The sequence below is a fragment of the Pelagimonas sp. genome (genome assembly GCF_058892305.1).
Genome location: NZ_JBZXVN010000032.1, coordinates 121346 through 142273, shown reverse-complemented (window position 1 = coordinate 142273; position 20928 = coordinate 121346). Strand labels below are relative to the sequence as shown.

The 20928-nt window shown below is 57.6% G+C and carries 19 protein-coding genes; 9 read left to right on the top strand and 10 right to left on the bottom strand.

Annotated elements, in window-relative coordinates:
- Positions 1 to 5 precede the first annotated feature (5 nt).
- From pdxR to AC5EFR_RS14220, 4 genes are read left to right on the top strand one after another with little or no spacing between them, the layout of a single operon-like run.
- Complete coding sequence (gene pdxR / locus AC5EFR_RS14235) at positions 6 to 1484, top strand: MocR-like pyridoxine biosynthesis transcription factor PdxR (protein WP_493576448.1); 1479 nt, start codon at positions 6 to 8, stop codon at positions 1482 to 1484.
- Between the two features lie 9 nt (positions 1485 to 1493).
- Positions 1494 to 2426: a bifunctional riboflavin kinase/FAD synthetase gene (locus AC5EFR_RS14230; RefSeq protein WP_493576447.1), complete on the top strand. Its 933-nt coding sequence runs from the start codon at positions 1494 to 1496 to the stop codon at positions 2424 to 2426.
- The gene (locus AC5EFR_RS14225; RefSeq protein WP_493576446.1) at positions 2423 to 2893 is read left to right on the top strand and encodes a YcgN family cysteine cluster protein; all 471 of its coding nucleotides are present in this window, start codon (positions 2423 to 2425) and stop codon (positions 2891 to 2893) included. Before AC5EFR_RS14230 ends, AC5EFR_RS14225 begins: the two co-directional genes overlap by 4 nt.
- Positions 2893 to 3936 carry a threonine aldolase family protein gene (locus AC5EFR_RS14220; RefSeq protein ID WP_493576445.1) on the top strand — a complete coding sequence of 348 codons (1044 nt, stop codon included), beginning with the start codon at positions 2893 to 2895 and terminating at the stop codon, positions 3934 to 3936. The genes AC5EFR_RS14225 and AC5EFR_RS14220 overlap by 1 nt, the downstream gene beginning before the upstream one ends.
- 26 nt (positions 3937 to 3962) lie before the next feature.
- Here AC5EFR_RS14220 and hspQ read toward each other — a convergent pair whose 3' ends face one another.
- Positions 3963 to 4289: a heat shock protein HspQ gene (hspQ, locus tag AC5EFR_RS14215; RefSeq protein ID WP_299922540.1), complete on the bottom strand. Its 327-nt coding sequence runs from the start codon at positions 4287 to 4289 to the stop codon at positions 3963 to 3965.
- A 227-nt stretch (positions 4290 to 4516) separates the two neighbouring features.
- Here hspQ and AC5EFR_RS14210 point away from each other — a divergent pair, with 227 nt between their 5' ends.
- Complete coding sequence (locus tag AC5EFR_RS14210) at positions 4517 to 5107, top strand: transglycosylase SLT domain-containing protein (protein WP_493576444.1); 591 nt, start codon at positions 4517 to 4519, stop codon at positions 5105 to 5107.
- A gap of 27 nt (positions 5108 to 5134) precedes the next feature.
- Here the strand turns inward: AC5EFR_RS14210 and AC5EFR_RS14205 are convergent, their stop codons facing one another.
- The 4 genes from AC5EFR_RS14205 to AC5EFR_RS14190 form a co-directional block, all read right to left on the bottom strand.
- Positions 5135 to 5725 (bottom strand): LolA family protein, encoded by a 591-nt coding sequence (locus tag AC5EFR_RS14205; RefSeq protein WP_493576443.1) that lies wholly within the window; start codon positions 5723 to 5725, stop codon positions 5135 to 5137.
- Positions 5726 to 6008: 283 nt separating this feature from the next.
- Entirely contained in the window at positions 6009 to 9074 is a 3066-nt protein-coding gene (locus AC5EFR_RS14200; protein WP_493576442.1) for a DNA translocase FtsK, read from the bottom strand.
- 16 nt (positions 9075 to 9090) lie between these two features.
- A complete protein-coding gene (locus AC5EFR_RS14195) occupies positions 9091 to 10260 on the bottom strand; it encodes an aminotransferase class I/II-fold pyridoxal phosphate-dependent enzyme (protein WP_493576441.1) in 1170 nt (389 codons plus the stop codon).
- Positions 10261 to 10406: 146 nt separating this feature from the next.
- On the bottom strand, positions 10407 to 11738 hold the full coding sequence (locus tag AC5EFR_RS14190) for an amidase (protein ID WP_493576440.1): 1332 nt from the start codon (positions 11736 to 11738) through the stop codon (positions 10407 to 10409).
- 45 nt (positions 11739 to 11783) lie between these two features.
- On the opposite strand from AC5EFR_RS14190, the gene AC5EFR_RS14185 reads away from it, so the two are divergent.
- Together AC5EFR_RS14185 and AC5EFR_RS14180 are read left to right on the top strand one after the other, a co-directional pair.
- On the top strand, positions 11784 to 13031 hold the full coding sequence (locus AC5EFR_RS14185; RefSeq protein ID WP_493576439.1) for a UbiH/UbiF/VisC/COQ6 family ubiquinone biosynthesis hydroxylase: 1248 nt from the start codon (positions 11784 to 11786) through the stop codon (positions 13029 to 13031).
- A gap of 81 nt (positions 13032 to 13112) precedes the next feature.
- Complete coding sequence (locus AC5EFR_RS14180; protein WP_493576438.1) at positions 13113 to 13865, top strand: SDR family NAD(P)-dependent oxidoreductase; 753 nt, start codon at positions 13113 to 13115, stop codon at positions 13863 to 13865.
- A 367-nt stretch (positions 13866 to 14232) separates the two neighbouring features.
- On the opposite strand, the gene AC5EFR_RS14175 is transcribed toward AC5EFR_RS14180, so the two are convergent.
- A complete protein-coding gene (locus AC5EFR_RS14175) occupies positions 14233 to 15198 on the bottom strand; it encodes a glycerophosphodiester phosphodiesterase family protein (protein ID WP_493576437.1) in 966 nt (321 codons plus the stop codon).
- Between the two features lie 162 nt (positions 15199 to 15360).
- Positions 15361 to 16878, bottom strand: a complete 1518-nt coding sequence (locus AC5EFR_RS14170; protein WP_493576436.1) for a DUF2125 domain-containing protein — start codon at positions 16876 to 16878, stop codon at positions 15361 to 15363.
- 130 nt (positions 16879 to 17008) lie between these two features.
- On the opposite strand from AC5EFR_RS14170, the gene AC5EFR_RS14165 reads away from it, so the two are divergent.
- Both AC5EFR_RS14165 and AC5EFR_RS14160 read left to right on the top strand, forming a co-directional pair.
- The gene (locus AC5EFR_RS14165; protein WP_493576435.1) at positions 17009 to 17758 is read left to right on the top strand and encodes an SDR family oxidoreductase; all 750 of its coding nucleotides are present in this window, start codon (positions 17009 to 17011) and stop codon (positions 17756 to 17758) included.
- Complete coding sequence (locus tag AC5EFR_RS14160) at positions 17755 to 18360, top strand: enoyl-CoA hydratase/isomerase family protein (protein WP_493576434.1); 606 nt, start codon at positions 17755 to 17757, stop codon at positions 18358 to 18360. Before AC5EFR_RS14165 ends, AC5EFR_RS14160 begins: the two co-directional genes overlap by 4 nt.
- A gap of 78 nt (positions 18361 to 18438) precedes the next feature.
- Here the strand turns inward: AC5EFR_RS14160 and choV are convergent, their stop codons facing one another.
- Genes choV through AC5EFR_RS14145 form a run of 3 tightly spaced genes read right to left on the bottom strand, consistent with a single transcriptional unit; the run spans position 18439 to position 20888 of the window.
- Entirely contained in the window at positions 18439 to 19440 is a 1002-nt protein-coding gene (choV, locus tag AC5EFR_RS14155; protein ID WP_493576433.1) for a choline ABC transporter ATP-binding protein, read from the bottom strand.
- The gene (gene choW / locus AC5EFR_RS14150) at positions 19437 to 20273 is read right to left on the bottom strand and encodes a choline ABC transporter permease subunit (RefSeq protein ID WP_299922518.1); all 837 of its coding nucleotides are present in this window, start codon (positions 20271 to 20273) and stop codon (positions 19437 to 19439) included. The genes choV and choW overlap by 4 nt, the downstream gene beginning before the upstream one ends.
- Before the next feature lie 3 nt (positions 20274 to 20276).
- Positions 20277 to 20888: a LysE family translocator gene (locus AC5EFR_RS14145; protein WP_299922516.1), complete on the bottom strand. Its 612-nt coding sequence runs from the start codon at positions 20886 to 20888 to the stop codon at positions 20277 to 20279.
- Between the last annotated feature and the right edge of the window lie 40 nt (positions 20889 to 20928).

Here is a 20928-nt window from a genome sequence, read left to right as displayed (position 1 = left end):
ATCAAATGGCTATTCCTGTCGAAACATTCTTTCTGTCGCAAAACACCCAAGGCACCCTTCAGGCGCGCATCCAACAGATGGTCGCCGAGGGGATTTTGTCCGGGCGGTTTCGGCGTGGAGAAAAGCTCCCCTCGACGCGCCAATTGGCCAAGCATCTTGGCGTTAGCCGGATCACGGTGACCTTGGCCTATACGGAATTATTGGCCAATGACTACCTGATTTCACGCGGTCGTTCCGGCTATTTCGTCAGTGAAAACGCCCCCGAACCACCAGATTTCGGCCCCCTGACCCAAGTTGAGGACAAGGTCGATTGGGACAGCGCCCTTGCCCGGCGGTTTGCATCGGACCGCCCCTTGGGCCTTGCCCGGCCAAGCGACTGGGCGCGCTATCGATTCCCGTTTATCTATGGCCAAACCGATCAAAAACTTTTTGATCACGCCAATTGGCGGCTTTGCGCGATGCAGGCGCTTGGGGCCAAGGATTTTGTGTCGCTGACCCAAGATCAGTTTGACCTAGATGATCCGGAACTTGTCACCTTTATTGCCCGTCATAGCCTCCCGCGCCGGGGAATCATCGCCGGGCCTGATGAGATCCTGATCACACTTGGCGCGCAAAATGCGCTTTGGCTGGCGGCGCAACTACTGGCCTCGGATGGGCGCAAGGTTGCGATCGAAGACCCGTGTTACCCCGAGTTGCGCAGCTTGCTCCGGCAAAGCGGTGCCAAAATCACCCCTGTTTCCGTGGATGATAAAGGGCTCCCGCCCGACGCAATTCCCAACGACAGCCGGGTGATTTTCACGACGCCAAGCCACCAATGCCCGACGTCATCCACCTTGCCGCGTGATCGGCGCGATGCCTTGCTTAAACGCGCCGCTGAAATCGATGCGATCATCGTCGAGGATGACTACGAATTCGAAATGTCCTTTCTCGCGCCCCCTAGCCCTGCACTCAAAAGTCTCGATGAGGATGGGCGGGTGGTCTATGTCGGGAGTTTTTCCAAATCGCTGTTTCCGGGGTTGCGGCTTGGCTACATGGTTGGTTCCGCTGAGTTTATCCGCGAGGCCCGCGCCCTACGCGCCAGCGTGTTGCGTCACCCGCCCGGCCATATCCAACGCACCGCGGCCTATTTCCTTTCCCTTGGGCATTACGATGCGCTTGTCCGCCGCATTGGTTTGACCCTGACCGAACGCCGTCAGGCTATGGAAACGGCGATCACGGCCCATGGGCTTGAGATTGCGGGCAAAGGTGCACATGGCGGCTCTGCCCTATGGATGCAGGCCCCCGAGAATTGCGACACCCGAAAATTTGCCGAACGGCTTCGCGAACAAGGGGTGTTGATCGAACCGGGCGAGGCGTTTTTCGCCGGGCCAAATCGGCCACATAACTATTACCGGCTCGGCTATAGCTCGATCCCAACGGAGCGTATCGAAGAAGGTATCGCGCGCATCGGCACAGCGCTTGCGCAAAAGAAAAAGCAAGGCTAAGCCCCCCACATGCGGATTATCAGAGACTATCAGTTCACCACCCCAAAAGACCGAGGCGCAAGCGCTGCCATCGGCAATTTTGACGGTGTGCATCTTGGCCATCAGGCGGTTATTGACCTTGCGCGACGGGCGGCCCCCGATGCGCCACTTGGTGTTATGACCTTTGAACCGCACCCGCGTGAATACTTTGCGCCCGATGCGCCGCCCTTTCGCTTGATGAGCGCCGAGGCCCGCGCCTCGCGCCTTGCTAAGCTGGGCGTTGATCATCTGTTTCAGCTGAACTTCAACACGGCGTTGGCCTCTTTGAGTCCCCGCGACTTTGCCCAAAACGTCATTTGCGACGGGCTTGGCTTGTCCCATATCGTGGTCGGGGCTGATTTCTGTTTTGGCAAAGGCCGGCAAGGGACGGTTGAAGACCTCAAAGCCTTTGGTCAGGACATGGGATTTGGCGTCACCATCGCCGAGCTTTTGGAAACCGGAGGCGTTCAGGTGTCATCCACTGCGATTAGAACCGCGCTCAGCGAGGGCCGCCCACGCGACGCCGCCCTGCAATTGGGCCATTGGCACCGCATTGAGGGCGAGGTCATCGGCGGCGAACAACGCGGCCGCGAGCTTGGCTATCCAACCGCCAACATGTCAATCGACGGGCTACATCCGCCGAAATTTGGCGTTTACGCCGTGTTGGTCGAAGTCATGGATGGCCCCCACAAGGGCACCTATCACGGCGCGGCCTCGGTTGGGGTTCGCCCGATGTTTGACGGGCAATTCCCCAATATCGAAACCTTTGTGTTCGATTTTACTGGCGATCTCTATGGCGCCACCCTCTCGGTAGCTTTGGTCGACTACCTACGCCCCGAGCTGAAATTCGACGGATTGGACGCCTTGGTCACCCAGATGGACGCCGATTGTGATCAGGCCCGCACCATTCTGGCCGCGCTATGAGCGACAAAATCAACCGCGACGGTCTGGGCACGCGTTTTTGGGAACACAAGCGCATGGATCAGATGTCCAATGCGGAATGGGAAGCGCTTTGTGATGGTTGTGGCAAGTGCTGTTTGAACAAGTTGGAAGACGAGGACACAGGTGAGGTTGCCCTAACCCGCGTGGCCTGTCGCTTGCTCGACGATGCCACATGTCTGTGTGCCCAATATGAAATTCGGCATCAATTTGTGCCCGAATGTATCGTGCTGCGCCCGTCTAACATCGAAAAGAACCTGTATTGGATGCCCGAGACCTGCGCCTACAAGCGTGTTTGGAATGGCGATGCCCTGCCCGATTGGCACCCATTGTTGACCGGTCGCGCCGAAAGCGTACACGAGGCAGGCGTATCAATGCAGGGTCAAACAGTGTCCGAGTTCGACATCGCCGATGAGGACTGGGAAGATCATATCATCGAGGAGCCTGTGTGATGTTTTTTGCCTCTGACAATTCCGGCCCGGCGCATCCTTCCGTTTTGGAGGCCCTCGCCCGCGCCAACCAAGGTTATACTTTGGGCTACGGCAACGATGACCTAACCCGCGACGCGTCTGATCAGATTCGCACGTTGTTCGAAGCTCCTGACGCCGCAGTTTACTTTGTCGCCACCGGCACTGCCGCCAATTCGTTGGCTTTGGCGGTCCTGTGTCAGCCCTTTGACACGGTGTTCTGTTCGGCCCGCGCCCACATCCACGAAGATGAATGCAACGCCCCCGAGTTCTACACCGGCGGGGCCAAGCTAACGCTTGTTGGATCCAGCGATCAGATGACCCCGGACGAATTGCGCGCCGCAATCAAAGCCGAAGAAAACCGAGGCGTGCATGGACCGCAACGTGGCGCGGTGTCGATCACCAATGTGGCAGAGCTCGGGAATACCTATTCCCTGCAAGAAATGCGCGCGCTGTGTGACGTGGCCAAGGAATTTGGCCTGCCCGTTCACCTTGACGGGGCCCGCTTTGCCCAAGCCTGCGCCAAGCTGAACTGTACCCCGGCCGAGATGAGTTGGAAGCTCGGGATCGACGTTGCGGTGTTTGGCGGTACGAAGAACGGGTTGATGGGTGTCGAAGCGGTGGTCATCTTTGATCCCAAACGCGCCTATGAATTCGAACTGCGTCGCAAGCGCGGTGGCCATTTGTTTTCCAAGAACCGCTTTTTGGCCGCCCAGATGAAAGCCTATCTGGCCAATGATCTCTGGCGCGACTTGGCACAACAAGCCAACGACACTGCGGCGCGTCTCTATGTTGGCTTACAAGAGCTTGGTGTTGAGGTGATTACCCAAACCCCGGCCAATGTGATCTTTTTCAACCTCACCCTTGGCCAGCACAAAGCATTATTCGCCGCGGGCGCGACCTATTACTTGATGGGTGATGACACTGGGCCGGACGCTACAATCGTAGCCGGGCGTCTGGTGTGCGATTGGTCGATTGGACAAACCGGGGCCGAGGCATTTTTGGCCAAACTTAAAACCGTGATGTAGGGTGGGGTTTTACCCCACCACAGCGATCAGTTCAGCTGAAAGTGCAGCTCATAGCTGCCATCGTGGAACGCCCCGAACAAGTCGGGAATATCCGGGTGGTCAACCGGCTCACCGGAATAATCCGCCACAAGGTTTTGTTCCGACACATAGGCCACGTAAAAGCTTTGATCGTTTTCTGCGAGCAAATGATAAAACGGCTGCTTTTTCGCAGGGCGCGAATCCTCAGGGATAGCCTCATACCATTCATCGGTATTGGAAAACTCAGGATCCACGTCAAAAACAACGCCACGAAACGGATGTTTGCGGTGCCGAACAACCTGGCCCAGGTGATATTTCGCGCGTTTATGTTGCATCATCCGCCTCTTTAACCCCTATTTTACCGAAAAAGCGAGTAGCTTGTCCAACTTTAGGGGCCGCTTTTAGGAAACACTGTGTGGAATGCCTTCCGTCAGCGCAACTGAATTGCCCTGATACCCGTCCAATCGGCGGGATTCCATACCCTTTTAGGAATTGTGATTTTCACGCGCCCTAGGATCGGCTAAACTACGCCAAAAGAACAAATACAATGAGCGAGAGGCATATGAGCAAGTGGCTTCGCGCAATGGTGATTTTGGCACTCGTCGCTTCCTGTGGAGGAGGCGGTTCGGGCAAGGCACCGCGCAATCTGGATAACGCCTGTGAAATTCTAAAGCAGCGCCCAACCTATTACAGAGCATTCCGCGCCGCCGAGCGCAAATGGGGGGTGCCGGTGCATGTGCAAATGGCCACCATCTATCAGGAAAGCAAATTTGTGTCCGACGCCCGCACACCACTGCGCTACAAGCTCGGTGTTATTCCGATGGGGCGGCAAAGCTCGGCTTATGGGTATAGTCAAGCGTTGGACGGCACTTGGAAAGAGTACCTTCAGGCCGAAGGTCGACGTGGTGCCAAACGCAATAACATCAAAGATGCCACTGATTTCATGGGGTGGTATATGGTTGGCACCAAGAACCAACTTGGTATTCCGCTTTGGGATGCGCGCAAGCAATACCTAGCGTATCACGAAGGTCGCGGGGGCTATCGCCGTGGGACCTATAATTCCAAAGCATGGTTGCTGCGGGTGTCGTCTGAGGTTGGGCAACGCGCCGTCACCTACAAGTCGCAACTGCAACATTGTCGGGCAGCGCGCTAATAAGCGCGCTACTCCTCCATTCGCCTGCTATTTCAGTTTTGCGATCTCAGGTTCGATATAGAACAGTCGGTTGGGCAGGCTTTTTTGAGCCAGCCCCCCCAGCACCACAGTGGTGGTCGACCCATTTCCGTCATTGATAACCCACTGGCGCAATTGAACCGGGTTGCCGGTGAATTTCAGCTGGATATTTCCATATTCGGGATGTTTCGGGTCTTGGGCGGTGACAATGGTGGCCGTGCCATCATAGCTGTGTCCCGTGACCATCCCCGCCTGAGCAAGGTTCACCTTTTTCGCAAGAATGATTGAAAGAGGTGTACGTTTTAGCGGATAGGTTTCCGGCTGCCCGCCCAATTTGCGATCAAGGATATAGACTGCGCCGGCAGACGCCAAAACCAAGGCGCGTTCCGGTGGGTTATAGTCAAAACGTACTTTTCCTGGCCGTTTTATCAAAATTTTGCCAGTAGAAATCGTGCCGTCTGCGTTGATCTGAGTGAAACTGCTTTCGGCAGATTTGATCGTGTTTAGATAGCGCGAGATTTCGTTCAGAGAAAGCTTCTGCGCCTGAGCGGGCAGAGCCGCAATCATAAACGCCAGTGAAGCAACAAGAATACGGATCATCGTTGGGTCCTTCTGCTCGTATTATCTGCTTTGTCGCACGATCCATGCGGATATGCGATAGCATCGGCCTTTCACAGGATATCAGGGGCGGAAGGGCGCCGATCAAGGGGAGAGTTCCGCGCAAAACTGCAACTCTGGCATATCCGGCAGGGCACAGGGAGAGGCCCCTTTCAGGCGAGAAGAACGTCATAAAAAGTGGCAGTCCCCTTCAAGGAACTGCCCCAAATTCCGTGCACGGAATTTACAAAAGTTTTGCAAAACTTTTGGGTGCTCAGACGTGATGTTACTGCTCAGGCACCAAAATTTCGCGTTTGCCAACATGGTTGGCGCTGGAAACCACGCCCTCGTCTTCCATCTGCTCAACCAAACGCGCGGCTTTGTTGTAACCGATACCCAGTTTCCGCTGAATATAGGATGTCGAGCATTTGCGATCTTTGATCACAATGCCAACTGCCTGATCATAAAGCGCATCTTCACCATTGGTGTTGCCACCGGTGTTCAACCCCAGAACGGCATCGATATTGCTGGCTTTGTCTTCATCCGGTCCGGCAACAACCCCCGAAACGTATTCCGGCGGGCCAAAGGCCTTGAGGTGGTTGACGATTTCTTCAACCTCTTCATCCGAGACAAACGGCCCGTGACAGCGGGTGATTTTCGCGCCACCCGCCATATAAAGCATATCCCCCATGCCAAGAAGCTGTTCGGCGCCCATTTCACCCAAAATGGTGCGGCTGTCGATTTTCGACGTCACCTGAAAGGAAATCCGAGTCGGGAAGTTGGCTTTGATCGTACCGGTGATCACGTCAACCGAAGGACGCTGTGTCGCCATGATCAGGTGAATACCCGAGGCTCGCGCCATCTGCGCCAAACGCTGGATGCAGGCTTCGATCTCTTTGCCCGCAACCATCATCAGGTCGGCCATCTCGTCGACGATCACAACGATATAGGGCATTTTCTTGGGTTCGAATTCGTCCGTTTCGAACACGGGTTCGCCCGTCTCATCATCAAAACCGGTCTGCACCGTGCGCGAGAACATCTCGCCCTTGGCCTGTGCATCCGCAACGCGACCATTGTAGCCGTCAATGTTACGCACACCCATTTTCGACATCTTGCGATAGCGATCTTCCATTTCGCCGACGACCCATTTCAAGGCAACCACGGCCTTTTTCGGATCGGTCACAACCGGGGAAAGCAGGTGCGGAATGCCATCATAAACCGACAGTTCGAGCATCTTGGGGTCGATCATGATCAACCGGCAATCATCCGGTGTCAGCTTATAAAGAAGCGACAGGATCATCGTGTTGATCGCAACCGATTTACCCGACCCGGTGGTCCCCGCAATCAAAAGGTGAGGCATCTTGGCGAGGTTGGCAACAACCGGATCACCACCAATGTCTTTGCCAAGCGCCAGTGGCAGCTTGTGATTGCCATCACCGAATTCACGCCCCGCAAGGATTTCACGGAAGCACACCATCTCACGGAAATCATTCGGCAATTCGATACCAATGACGCTGCGACCCGGCACAGTAGAAACACGTGCAGAAAGGGCCGACATCGAGCGGGCGATGTCATCGGCCAAGCCAATCACGCGCGACGCTTTCAAGCCCGGTGCTGGTTCAAGTTCGTACATAGTGACAACGGGACCGGGGCGAACCGAGACGATTTCGCCTTTGACGCCATAGTCATCCAGAACCGCTTCGAGCATGCGGGCGTTTTCTTCCAGCGCCTCATCACTCAAGTGGTGACGCTCAATCTGATCCGGCGACATAAGCAAGCCCAGAGGCGGCAATTCGTAATCTGGCTTGTTGTCGTCAAATTTCAGGCTGGGCTGGGCTTCGGCCTGAGCGCGTTTGGACGGCACAATCGGTTTGCGCACCGGCTGTTGCACAACGGCCTTTTTCGGCTCGGCCTTAGGAATTGGCATATGTGGTTGGGCCATGCGTGGCGCTGGCGCGGGTTCGGGGGCCAATTCAGCTACCTCTTCGGCAACCGGTGCCGCCGGAATTGACGCCGGCATTTCGGCACCGTAGTCGTCAAAATCACCCATTTCCGCATAGTGATCAACCTGCGGCTCTTTGGCCAAAACCTCGTCCATGGGCGGCACAGACGGCGCGATCTCTTCGACCGCATCCATCATTGGGGCCTCGGGCACAAAGGCGGCCGCGGCTCCGGCCGTGAGCGGTGGTTCAGGCGGCAAGCCACCGACACGCGGCGCGGTGTCGACGATCAAGGGTTGAGGACCATGACCGCGCCCCTTGGTCAATGGTTTGTTGGGGTCATGTTGCGGACGCACGGCAACCGGGCTGGCACGGCGTTTGGTTTTGACCGCATCCGCGATCTTGGATTTGATCCGGTCTTGGCTTGGCGCTTCGACGTCATGATCCATGACATTGGACACCATTTCGGGTTCGGGCATTGGCTCTGCGGCACCGCGACGAATTAGAGACGGCATCCGCGACAGGAACCCAGATTTTTCAGGCGCAGCAACCGATGCGTGATCGTCATACTCGCCGTCATCAACAAGGAGGTCATCCTCGGCCAACGCATCCTGTGGGATGTCAGCGCGCTGAACACGGGGCGCAACCGGAACGGCCTCTTGGGCGGCGGCCCATGCCACGGCATCGGCCTCTTCGGCCTTGCGGGCTTCGCGACGTTCGGCCTGCGCAGCTTGCATACGTTGTGCGGCACCAACCGCACCAACGGCCCCACGACCGGCAAATTTCATCAATGTGGCATAGGTGACAACAACACCCACAATCAAAAAGCGGGCCATGCGGCGCAGCTCTTCGCGGGTGGAGCCAAGCACGAAGGCCCCCATCGCAAGAATGGCACCGCCCAGCAGAAGTTGCATGATTTTCAACCCAACTGCGGCGGAAAACGGCAAGATGTTGAGCATGGAGCCCATGACCATATCGCCAAACAATCCGCCCATGCCAAAACTATGGCCCCAATTGGCCGCCTCGGGCAGACCCGCAGCATAGACCGAGCACATGGCAATCCAGATCGGCGAGAACACCGCACAGAAGAAACGGTTTTCGCCACGGTGCAGGACAAACCGCAGCCCCCACACCAAAAGCGTCACAGCAATCGCCCAGCTTCCCAGCCCACAGATTGTGTAGAGAGGCGCGGCAAACAAGGCTCCGGGGCGACCCATCCAGTTTTGGATCGGCGCATCCGAAGCGCTAAACCAAGATGGATCGTTGGGGGAATAGCTACCAATTGCGGCGGCGGCGATCAGCCCCATCACAATCAGCGCCAGACCAATCAGTTCGCGCCCACGTCGTTCCAGCGTCGCCGCCGTATCGGTGTCGAACAATGGGTCGCGTCCCCGTGCCTGAAAAGATGCCATACCGTGCCTCGTCTTTTTATTCTTGTCCAAACAGGCAGTCCCGGATGAGGGTCAGACCTGTTTCGGTGTCACTATAGGGGGCGACAAGCGCCACCCGGATATATCCCTGCCCCGGATTGCCAGCGTCTGTATCGCGCGACAAATAGGCCCCCGGCAGCACACGCACACCGGTTTCCTTCCAGAGTTTCAGGGTCGCGGCCTCGCCATCCTCAACAGGAAGCCAAAGGAACATGCCCGCCTTGGGGGACATGTATCCCGGCACATTGCCAAAGATGCGATCAGCCAGTTCATACTTTGCCTTATAAAGCGCGCGGTTCTCCACCACATGCGCCTCGTCGGCCCAAAGCCGTTCCGCCGCCCGCTGAAGCGGCATCGGCAGGGGCGCACCGGAATAGGCGCGCAATTGTTTCATTCGTTTGATGCTTTCGGGACCACCGGCCACAAAACCAGACCGCAACCCGGGCAGGTTTGAACGCTTAGACAGCGAATGGAAGGTCAACACCCGTTCGGGGCTTGCCCCCATAGCTTGGGCCACCTGCAAGGCACCGGGCGGTGGCGCGTCGCGGTAAATCTCGGAATAGCATTCGTCCGCCAAAATCTGAAAATCGTGCTTTTCGCCCAAGTCTATTAAGGCCTGCCAATAGGCCTCATCGGCCATAACCCCTTGTGGGTTGGCTGGAGAGCAGATGTAGCACAGCGCGGCGCGGTCTAGTTGATCCACCGGCAAGGCGGCGAAATCGGGCAAATGCCCGCTGGCATCCGTGGCGGGCACAAAGACCGGCTCGGCCTCGGCCGAGATCGCCGAAATCATGTAGACCTGATAAAACGGGTTCGGCATCAAAACGGTGCTGCCTTGCGGGCAAAGCGCCATCCCGGCGTTGTACAACCCTTCGCGCGTGCCATTGAGCGCCATGATTTGCGTGTCAGGATCAACCGCCACCCCATAGCGACGATGGAGCCAATCGGCGATGGCCGCGCGCAATTCCGGTGTGCCTTCGTTGACCGGGTAGCGGCCAAATTCCGCCGCGTTTTCAACGATAATATCCGTCACCCAAGACGGAAAAGCGTGCTTGGGTTCACCGATGGACATATGGCGCACGTCACCACCCGGTTCATGCACGTCCAAAAGGGCGCGCAGACGCGGGAATGCATAAGCCGGTAGGTTCGAAAACCGCTCGGGGAACATATCAATACTGCCTCAGGTTACGGGATCATTGGCGTCCCGTTTGCAGGTAAGATACGAAATAGAGGCGGGTCCTGTCCAGAATCCGCGTTTGTTCCCCGTAGGATGTGGCGCGAATGTCGCAGGTTTGCGTTTAAAGGATGGCAGGCTTAGGCCAGCACCGCTTCCACGGCGGTGCCCAAACGCAACAAACGATCCTCTTGCATCGGCCCGGCCGTCATTAACAAACCACAGCTTGGCACCCCGGTTGGCAAGGTTAGGCCGCAACCGCCGGTCAGGTTGCCAACGCGCGTGTTGCGCAGGGTCAACAGGTTCGCGGTGACATAGGTGTCGCCCAACTCCATCAGCTCATCAATCTTGGGCGGCAGATTGGGGGCCGTCGGGCAAAGCACGGCGTCAAAACCGGCGGTCACATCCGCCCAAATGGCGCGCAAATTGTCCAACCGATGCCACGCCGCGATGTAATCGGCCCCGCTGGCCACTTGCCCGGCTTCAAAACGGTCGCGGATTGGTGCGAACATGACATCGGGCTGGGCGGTGATCTGATCCCGCCAGGTTGCCCAAGCTTCGGTTGTATAAAGAACCCCGGCATCCGCCATCGACGCGACCAATTCCGGAACCTCCAGCGGCACAATCTCGGCCCCGGCATCGCGTAACTTGGCAAGCGCGGCGTCGTATGAGTGCGCGACTTCGGGGGCCAAATCGTCAAGCACAATGGTTTGCAGGGCTGCGAAACGCCGCCCCTCTACGCCCGTTGCCCCGCGCAAATCCGGGGCTTTGCGCCCTTCCAAAGCGGCAAGGACCTGCGCTGCGTCTTCGACCGTGCGGCAGAGCGGCCCAACCGTATCAAACTTGGCCGCCAAGGGCACAACTCCGGCGAGAGACAACCGACCAGAGGTGGTTTTCAACCCAACCAAATCATTCCAAACCGACGGAATGCGCACTGATCCACCAGTGTCCGAGCCAATCGCCGCCGCCGCCAGCCCAAAGGCCACCGAGGTCGCCGCCCCGGACGAGGACCCGCCCGCCACGGCACCGTGATCATTGACGCAAGGCGACGTGGCGGTAATCGGGTTCAAGCCCAAACCGGAAAAGGCCAATTCCGACATATGGGTCTTGCCAAGACAGACCAACCCCATGGCCGTCGCGGCATTCAAGACCTCAGCATCCGCAACCGGCACCCGGTTTTTGAGCAAAGCGGAACCGGCTTCGGTCGCCGTTCCGGCCGTATCAAACAGGTCTTTCCAGCTTACCGGAACACCGTCCAGCGGCGACAATCGTCGCCCGATCTTGGCACGTTCAGAGGCGGCGCGGGCCTCGGCCAAGGCGCGATCAGGCGTGACGCGGGCGTAAATGCGATCACTCATGGGATGCGCGGCGATCTTGTCCAAAAACGCCTGTGTCAGGGCAACCGGGTCAAGCTCCCCTGCCCCAATCGCACGCCCCATGTCGCTCGCGCTTTTGATCGTCCAATCCATCACGTCACCTCTGTTCGTTTCAACGCCAAGGTAGCGGCAGCGTTGCGCATGGACAATCCCGGTCAGAGGCGCATATTGCACCCCATGGATAGCGATCTGATTATTGTTGGCGGCGGGTTGAACGGCCCCGCCTTGGCGCTTGCGGCGGCCCAAACTGGCCTACGCAGCATTGTGATTGACGCCCTGCCGGCGGACACCCGCGAAAAGGTTGATTTCGACGGGCGGTCTTATGCCTTGGCGCAGTCCTCCAAACGGATGTTGGCGGCGTTGGGGATTTGGGCTGATCTGGCGGACAACGCGCAGGCGATGAATGAAATCAAGGTGTCTGATGGGCGCGTTGGCGATGCCTCGGTGTTTTTGGGGCTACATTTCGACAGTGCCGAAATCGAAGAAGGCCCGATGGGCTATATGCTTGAAGACCGCTATTTGCGCCGCGCCTTGATGGCCGCGATGGAGGCCGAGCCGCTTGTCACCCATCGCGCGGGCGAAACGGTGATTGCGCAGGCCTGTGATGTTCGCCACGCCGAGGTCAGCCTTGCCAGTGGTGAAACCCTGACTGGGCGGTTGTTGATCGGTGCCGATGGTCGCAAAAGCGGCACCTGTGCGCGGGCTGGCATTCGCCGCACCGGTTGGGACTATGGTCAGACCGCGCTGGTCTGTGCCATCGGGCATGAAAAACCCCATGGAGGAGTAGCGCATCAGTTGTTCTTGCCCCCCGGCCCGCTGGCGATCCTGCCGCTGACCGGCAATCGCAGTTCTATCGTTTGGAGCGAAAAACACGCGCAGGCCCGCGCGATCAACGCGCTAAATGAAGAGCAATACCTAGATGTGTTGCGCCCGCGGTTTGGCGACTTTCTTGGCGATATTTCTTTGGAGGGGCAACGGTTTACCTATCCTCTGAACCTGACGCTGGCCAATAGCTTTATCGCCGAACGCATGGCCCTTGTTGGCGACGCCGCGCATGGGATGCACCCGATTGCGGGCCAAGGGTTGAACGCAGGATTGCGTGATGTGGCGGCGCTGGCACATGTGATCACACATGCGGTGCGACGCGGTGAGGATTTTGCGTCAGTGCTTGTTCTTGAGCGTTACCAAAGCTGGCGACGGTGGGACACTGCATCGCTTGCGGCGGCGACGGACCTATTCAACCGTTTGTTCTCAAACGACAATGCGCTGTTGCGTATGGGGCGTGACTTTGGCATGGCCCTTCTCGGCGGCGTGCCGGGGGTGCGGCGCGGGTTCATCCGCGAGGCCGCCGGGTTAACAGGCGATCTGCCCGATTTGATGCGACTTTAGGGGAGATTGGGGCGCTGCCCCGCCCCGAGCATGCTCGGGACTCCCCGGAGTTTTTTGGCGAGATGAAATAGGGAGAAGCTCATGACGGACAAAATAGCGATTGTAACCGGGGCGGCGCGCGGCATCGGGCTTGCCACGACGGATTTGTTTTTGGAGATGGGCTGGCGCGTGGCGATGGTGGATCGGGACGGGCCGGAGTTGGCTTTGGCCTCCGGTTCTCGCACCGGTGTTTTGGCGGTTGAGCGAGATGTATCCGACCCCGAGGCCGTCGACGCCATGACCCGCGATGTTCTAGCTTGGGGCGGGCGGATTGACGCCTTGATCAACAATGCCGGTGTGGCGGAGTTTGGTCCGGTGGGGGACACCGATTTTGCAACCTGGCGACGGGTGATGGAGACCAACCTAGACGGTGTTTTCCTCTGTTCGCAGGCCTGCACGAATGCGCTAAAGGCGACGCAGGGGTCCATCGTCAACATCGCATCAATAAGCGGTTTGCGTGCTTCGACCCTGCGGGTGGCCTATGGGACATCTAAGGCGGCGGTCATACAGTTGAGCAAACAACACGCCGCCGAATTGGGCGAATTTGGCATTCGGGTAAATTGCGTCGCCCCCGGCCCCGTGCGCACCAAACTGGCCATGGCTGTTCATAGCCAAGAGATCATCGACGCCTATCATGACGCCTTGCCGCTTAATCGATATGGCAGCGAACGCGAAATCGCCGAGGCCATCTGTTTTCTCGCCTCTGACAAAGCGTCCTTTGTCACCGGTCAGGTACTTGCCGCCGATGGTGGATTTGAGGCAACGGGCGTTGGTTTGCCGGCCTTGCGGCGGTAGTTTTCAAGGGACTCCTTGATCGGGCCATAGGTCGACGTCGAAGGCGAGCGGGTCGGGTTGAACCGGCGACACCGCCCGCCCACCCGCCGAACGCATATGCCCACCCGATCACCGGTACAAGGCAAAGGGACATCGCGCAACGAGGCAAGGGACAAGCCGCATATCGCCAAGCCCGGATACATCAGGAAAACCATATCTTCTCCGGCCACCGTTTTGACTACAAAACCTTGCCTTTTGTTCACGAACGCCAAATCTGGGTCAATCTATGGCGACGTCAAAAGCTTTGACTTTGCCTTTTGTGGCAGGGTGAAGACGCCTTGCCGCACATAACATAGCGCACAGAAACGCATCGCCATTGGGCCAAAGGTCATTGCATCAAAGGCCCGATCACTTCGACCCGATTGGTCCAGACATAACCGTCAAACCCATCCGGAACGCGTGCCAAGGCCTTTGCGTCTTCGATCCCGCTGGAAAAGCCGGTCCCGTCATAGGGGCCAAGGAGAATGACAGTTGTTCCGACCTTTTTCATCCGCTCAGTGAAACGATGCGGCCAGCCCCAGACCAAGGGCGCAAAGTTTTGCGGGACAACAATGATCCGGTTCCGGCACGCCGGACCGACATAGCCGCTCCACCCGGTTAGCAGGTAGCTTTTGGCACAGGCCTTGAGGCTCGGTTTGTCGTAGCCATGCATACCCGGCAGCGCAGCCAAGGCAGCCCGTGTTGGTTTGGACCCGCCGTAGATGCCCCAAACCTTGGCGTGATAAGTCGGGTCTTGCAGAAGTTGGACCAAAGCCTGCCCCTCTTCTTGGCGGTTGCTTTTGAAGTTGATCAGAATCTGGCCGGGAAGGTCGGCCTCTAGAACCTCGACCAGGCTGGGCATATGATACCCCTTGCCGCGCAACGGAAAGGTCTCGCCATCGGCGGTAAACCTATAGCCAATATCGAGCTTTTGCAGCTCGGCCCAGCTGTGCTTGTGTGTCACGCCTTCGCCATTGGTCTGGCACTCTAACGTCCAGTCATGAAAAAGCGCGAAATGGCCATCACTGGTCAGATGAACGTCAACCTCGACGACTTCGGCCCCCGCTTCCATCGCCGCGCGGATCGAGGGCAGCGTGTTTTCGATATAACCATGGGTGACCGGGATCACGTTTTGCGCGCGACAGGTTGTGTTGGTGCGATCTGACCCCGCATAGATTTGATGAATGCCACGGTGCGCCAACAGCCGGGTTTCGCCGCCCGCACTAAACAAAGACGTGTTGTTGATCCAAAGACCCGCACAGATTCCGGCACAGATCAGGGTCAAACCAAAAAGAAACCGCTTTAAAACACGCATAAACCTTGCTTTCAAATAGCGAGCAGGCGTCAAAAAAACCAGCCAGCAAATTCAGACGCCGAGCAGAAAAAACATCCGAAAATAACCGTGTTTGGGAACCAAGGTGCCCAACGAAAAAGGGCGAGGAACCCCCCGCCCTTCCTTGTTTCACATCAAAACGCGTTATTTCAAGCGCTGACCATTGGCTAGAACGTGGCCTTCGGCATTGACTTCGATGACTGACGTCGCGGTGTCGGGGTCTGCGCCCGGCACGGTGAACATGCCCATCATCATCCGCGCACCCATGGCGTCTTCGTCGCTCATCAGGCCCATACCGATCAGCTTGTCGATCAGACCGTTGGCACCAGAGACCGTCAGGTCCAGTTTGCCCTCGGGACGTGGGATGCCCTCAAAGCTTTCCATGTCGGTGTTGTCAAAGGTGAAGGCCCCAGAGCCCAAAATTTTACCCCCCACAACGTCAACAACCAATTCGCGTAGGTCGACCGAATTCAGCTCACCCGGAACACCGCCTTCCATCTCCATTTTGGCCATGGCTTCCGGATCAAGGAAGTTGGCAAAGGGAGACACTTTGGCATCCATTGCTAGACGAATTGTTGCAGGGTCGCGGGGCAAATTGGCAGCCGGGTCGAACAGGTTCCACAGCATTTCGGCCATTTCAAACCCACCCAGAACAACTTCAAGCGTGGCGTCTTGGGGCGCATCGCCGGGAGCCAAGGGGGCGGATACCGTAAAGCCAGTTTCGGCCATCTTGGCGCTAACCGGCACAGGAATTTCGGGACCAGACAGGTCGATTGCAAATTCGGTACTATCCACCTTGTATGTCAGGTTGTCACTCGACATCGCCACAGTAATGCCGCCGGTTGCCGAGCTGGTCTTGCCGTTGGTTGTCCCACCGTGTTCGCTAACCGCAAACTCCATCCGGCCGCCGGTATGCGCCATGGTCGCGTCTACGCCAAACCCGCTTTCGAAAATCGCAGTTGGGTCGGAGAAATCGATACCTTCGGGGATCACGGTCTCAGCGACACCTGTCACACCCGAGAGGGCACCGTTAAACAGGCCAGAATCATTGCTGTCTGGGTCGTTAAAGGCAACGTCATAAGTGATATTGCCATAGCTCAGCGCCTGCGAAATGCTTTGCATGCCATCGGCGCGCAAAACCGTGGATTTGCCGCTTAGCGGGCCGGCCTCGATGTCCAAACGGAACATGTCACGGGTGATTTCCTGACCGTCGGCCATCATCTTGCCCAGGGCAATCGTCATTTTGGTTGCGGAATAGTCGTATGTCAGATTGTCCGGCTCACCCGACACAATCATGGTCATGTCTTGCTGGCCAAAGTTAACGGTCACGTCGATCTCGTCGCCGCCATCGGTGCCGGTAACGTGGAGCGGCATTTGCTCTGAAAAGCTCACTGCAACAGTGCCGTCGCCCTGATCGGTCAGCCCCAATGTGCCCATGGAAAAGGCCACGTTGCCATCTATTTCGGGAATTGGCATCGACATCACCACGTCATTCACGGTGAGGTTGCTACCATCCACCACTTCGGTGGCCGAGACAGTATAGCCATAGCTCTGCAAATAGGTTTCAAGATCATCCCAGACCTGTTGCGGCGTCACATCCGCGAGGGCTGGGGTCACAAATGCGCAGAGGGCCAGCGCTGATACCCCGGAAAGCCGTTTCATAATCCACCTCTTTCTGTCGGTTGGTCAAAATATACCCCTAGTGTCGTAGGCAAGGTAAAGACGGTCAAGGGACTGGATTCCATACTATGTACGCTCTAACTACATTACGAGATGTAGGGAGGCGATTGTCATGAATCTTTCTGGAAAAACCGTTTTAATTACGGGGGCTAGCCGTGGAATCGGGGCCGAGGCTGCGCGGATATTCGCCAATGCCGGGGCCAACGTCGGGCTGGTGGCGCGGTCATCCGAGGCGATTGCCGAGCTTGCCGGCGAGATCGGTGAGCAAGCGATTGCCATTCCCTGCGACATAGCCCGCTACTGGGAGGTCAGCCAAGCGGTCGAGGCCTGTATCAAGACCTTTGGCGGTCTGGATATCCTCATCAACAATGCCGGGGTGATCGAACCGGTCGCCCATATGGCCGAGGCCGATCCAGATGCCTGGGGTCAGGTGATCGACATCAACCTCAAGGGTGTTTTCAACGGGTTCCGCGCAGCTTTGCCCGGAATGCTTGAGAACGGCGGCGGCACGGTGTTGACCATCGGTTCAGGCGCGGCCCATGGCCCGGTTGAGGCGTGGTCGCACTATTGTTCGTCCAAGGCTGGGGCGCTGATGCTCACCAAAATGGCGGATAAGGAATACCGTGACAAAGGCATTCGCGCCATTTCCCTGTCGCCGGGCACCGTCGCCACACAGATGCAGCGCGAGATCAAAGCCAGCGGTATCAACCCGGTAAGTCAGCTCGATTGGTCCGATCACATTCCGCCGGAATGGGTGGCCAAAGCGCTGCTCTGGCTCTGTGGGCCAGAAGCAGACGAACATATGGGCGGCGAAATTGCGTTGCGCGACGAAGGCATTCGAAAACAGGTGGGCTTGATTTGATCACTCTTGAGAAAGACGGCGATCTTTGGGTTGCCACCATCAACCGCCCCGACAAGGCCAATTCGCTGACCGCGGACATGCTCGAACAGCTATGCGTCATCGCTGAGGACGCCCGCGCGGCGCGGGTGTTGATCCTGACCGGAATGGGCAAGGTGTTTTCCGCCGGGGCGGATTTGGAAGCGGCCAAGGCGGGGTTGGCGACATCCCCCCTGTGGGAACGTCTCTCTGGCGCGATTGCACGGCTTGATGCGCTCACGATTTGCGCGACCAACGGTACGGTTGCCGGTGGGGCAATGGGGATGTTCTTGGCCTGTGATCTGCGGGTTGCGGAGCCCGGGGCCAAGGTGTTTTACCCGGTGATGAAGCTCGGATTTTTGCCACAGCCGTCTGATCCCAAACGGCTTTCGGCCTTGGTTGGGCCGTCGCGGGCCAAGATGATCTTGATGGCCGGTCAAAAAATCCCGGTCGAAGAGGCGCTCGGCTGGGGCTTGATCAATCAAGTTGTTGACGGCGATGTGCTAGAGGCGGCCAAAGCCTTGGCGGCTGATACTGCTGGGGCCAGCAAAGAGCACGCCACGGCGATCAAACGGTTGATCGGATAAGTGGGGGATTGGGGGGCGCTGCCCCCCGTCTGCTTTGCAGCCTCCCCCAGGAATATTTGTGGAAAGAAGAAACCAGGTTCAGGTGGCGAGCCGGTTCACCACACTTTGAGCAGAGACGCGACCGATGGGTTGGCCGTTTTCCGTGACCGTGATAGGGCCTGCACTAAGTTGCGGCATGATCTCGCGGATCGGAGTTTCGGCGTCGACCTGAGTTTCGCCAGTGCCCGGCTCCATAGCATCGCGAGCCGTCAAAACCCCGAGCGGGTTCATATTGGCGACGAAATCGGCAACGTAGTCGTTGATCGGGTTTGAGAAAATTTCACGCGGGGTGCCGGATTGCACGATGCGGCCGCCTTCGAGGATGGCAATCCGGTTGCCGAGCTTAAAGGCTTCGTCAAGATCGTGGCTTACGAAGATGATGGTGCGTTTGAGTTCGCTTTGCAGTTCGAGAAGCTCGTCCTGAAGGCGGGTGCGGATCAATGGATCAAGGGCCGAGAACGGTTCATCCATCAAGAGGATCGGCGCATCGGTGGCAAAAGCACGGGCCAGGCCAACACGTTGCTGCATCCCGCCAGATAGCTCACCCACTTTGCGCGCCGCCCAATCTTTCAGACCGACAAGCTCCAGTTGGCGCTGCACGGTTTTCTCACGTTCGCCTGTGGGCATGCCGGCGAGTTCCAGACCAAAGCCGACGTTTTCGGCCACCGTACGCCATGGGAGCAGGCCAAATTGCTGAAACACCATCGCCACGCGATGTTGGCGGATGTCGCGCAGGTCGGATTTGGAGCAGCTGACCACGTCAACCATGCCATCGCCGCTGTTGACCCGAACAGCACCGCGCACCACGGGGTTGAGGCCGTTCACTGCGCGCAGCAGTGTGGATTTCCCAGAGCCAGACAGGCCCATGAGAACAACAATCTCGCCCTCTTGGACTTCGAGCGAGCAATCATGCACGCCAAGAACCTGACCGGTTTGTTGTTGGATTTCAGCGCGGTTCAACCCGTTGTCGGCATGGGGCAGCGCGGATTTCGGCTTGTCACCGAACATGATCGAGACATTGTCAAAGCTAACAGCGGTCATTTGTCTTCTCCTACGCGCAGGGCACGATCTAGCATGATGGCCACAACAACGATGATCAGACCGGCCTCAAACCCAAGGCCTGTGTCCACGCGGTTCAACGCCCGAACAACCGGCACGCCAAGGCCATCGGCCCCAACCAGCGCCGCGATGACAACCATCGAGAGCGACAACATGATGGTTTGGTTTAGGCCCGCCATGATTTGCGGCAAGGCGCTTGGCAGTTCGACTTTCCAAAGCTTTTGACGCGGGGTGGCGCCAAAGGCATCCGCCGCCTCGATCAATGCGGTCGGTGTTGAGGAAATGCCGAGATAGGTTAGGCGAATGGGCGCGGGCACCACAAAGATCACCGTAGCGATCAGGCCGGGCACCATGCCAATGCCAAAGAAGACAATCGCCGGGATCAGATAGACAAAGGTCGGCAAGGTCTGCATCAGGTCAAGCACCGGACGCATCCAAGCATAGAGCTTGGGGCGGTGCGCGGCGGCGATGCCAATCGGAACACCAACACCCATACAAACAACACAGGCCGACAAAACCAGCGTCAGGCTTTCGGTGGTTTCTTCCCAATAACCTTGGTTCAAAATGAAGAGAAACCCAGCAACAATCAGAGCCGGAACTTTCCAAGTGCGATGCACAACCCACGTGGCGGCGGCGATCACGGCAATGACGATAAAGGGATGCGGGGCCTGAAGGATGAACAAGATGGCATCAATCAGCCATTCCATCGCCTCGGCCATACCATCAAAGAAAACAGCGCCGTGTTTTTGCAGCCAGTTGAACACGGTTTCCGCCGCATCCCCCACAGGTATTTTATAGTCGGTCAGCCAGGTCATAAATCAGCTCTCGGGTTTGAGGGCCATGGTCAGGCCGGAAAAGATCAAAAAGCCGCCCACACCGCGATTGAGGCGATGCAAGCGTGGTGGTGTAAGCACATGGCTCATGGCGCGCCCAAGAGCCGCGTAAATGGCGATGGCCGCCACTTCCAGTATGAGAAACAGTGCGCCCAGAATGGCAAATTGCGCCAACAGGTCGCCAGATTTGTCGATAAACTGCGGAAAAAAAGCGGTGAAAACGGCGATGGCCTTGGGGTTGGCGACGGCAAAGCTCATGTCGCGGCGCATCAAGGCAAAAACGTTTGTTTGGGACGAAACGGTTTCGTTTGGCACCGGCGCGGTCCACATTTTGTAGCCCACATAGATCAGATAAGCCGCCCCGAGGTATTTGACCACGATGAGCGCGGCCTCAAAGCTTGTGAGCAGGGTCGAGAGCCCAAAGGCCACCAATGCAATCATCGCCGCAAAGACCGGCAAACGCCCAAAGCCACCAACCAAACCGGGCCAGAACCCCAAACGCGACGCGTTGGAAAAGGCCAACAGGTTGTTAGGCCCCGGCGACAGGTTGAGCGCGAAACAGGCTGGGACAAAAAGGGCGAGGAGGGTCAGGGACATGATTGCTTTCGCGACGCTAATACGAAAAACCCGCCGCCCA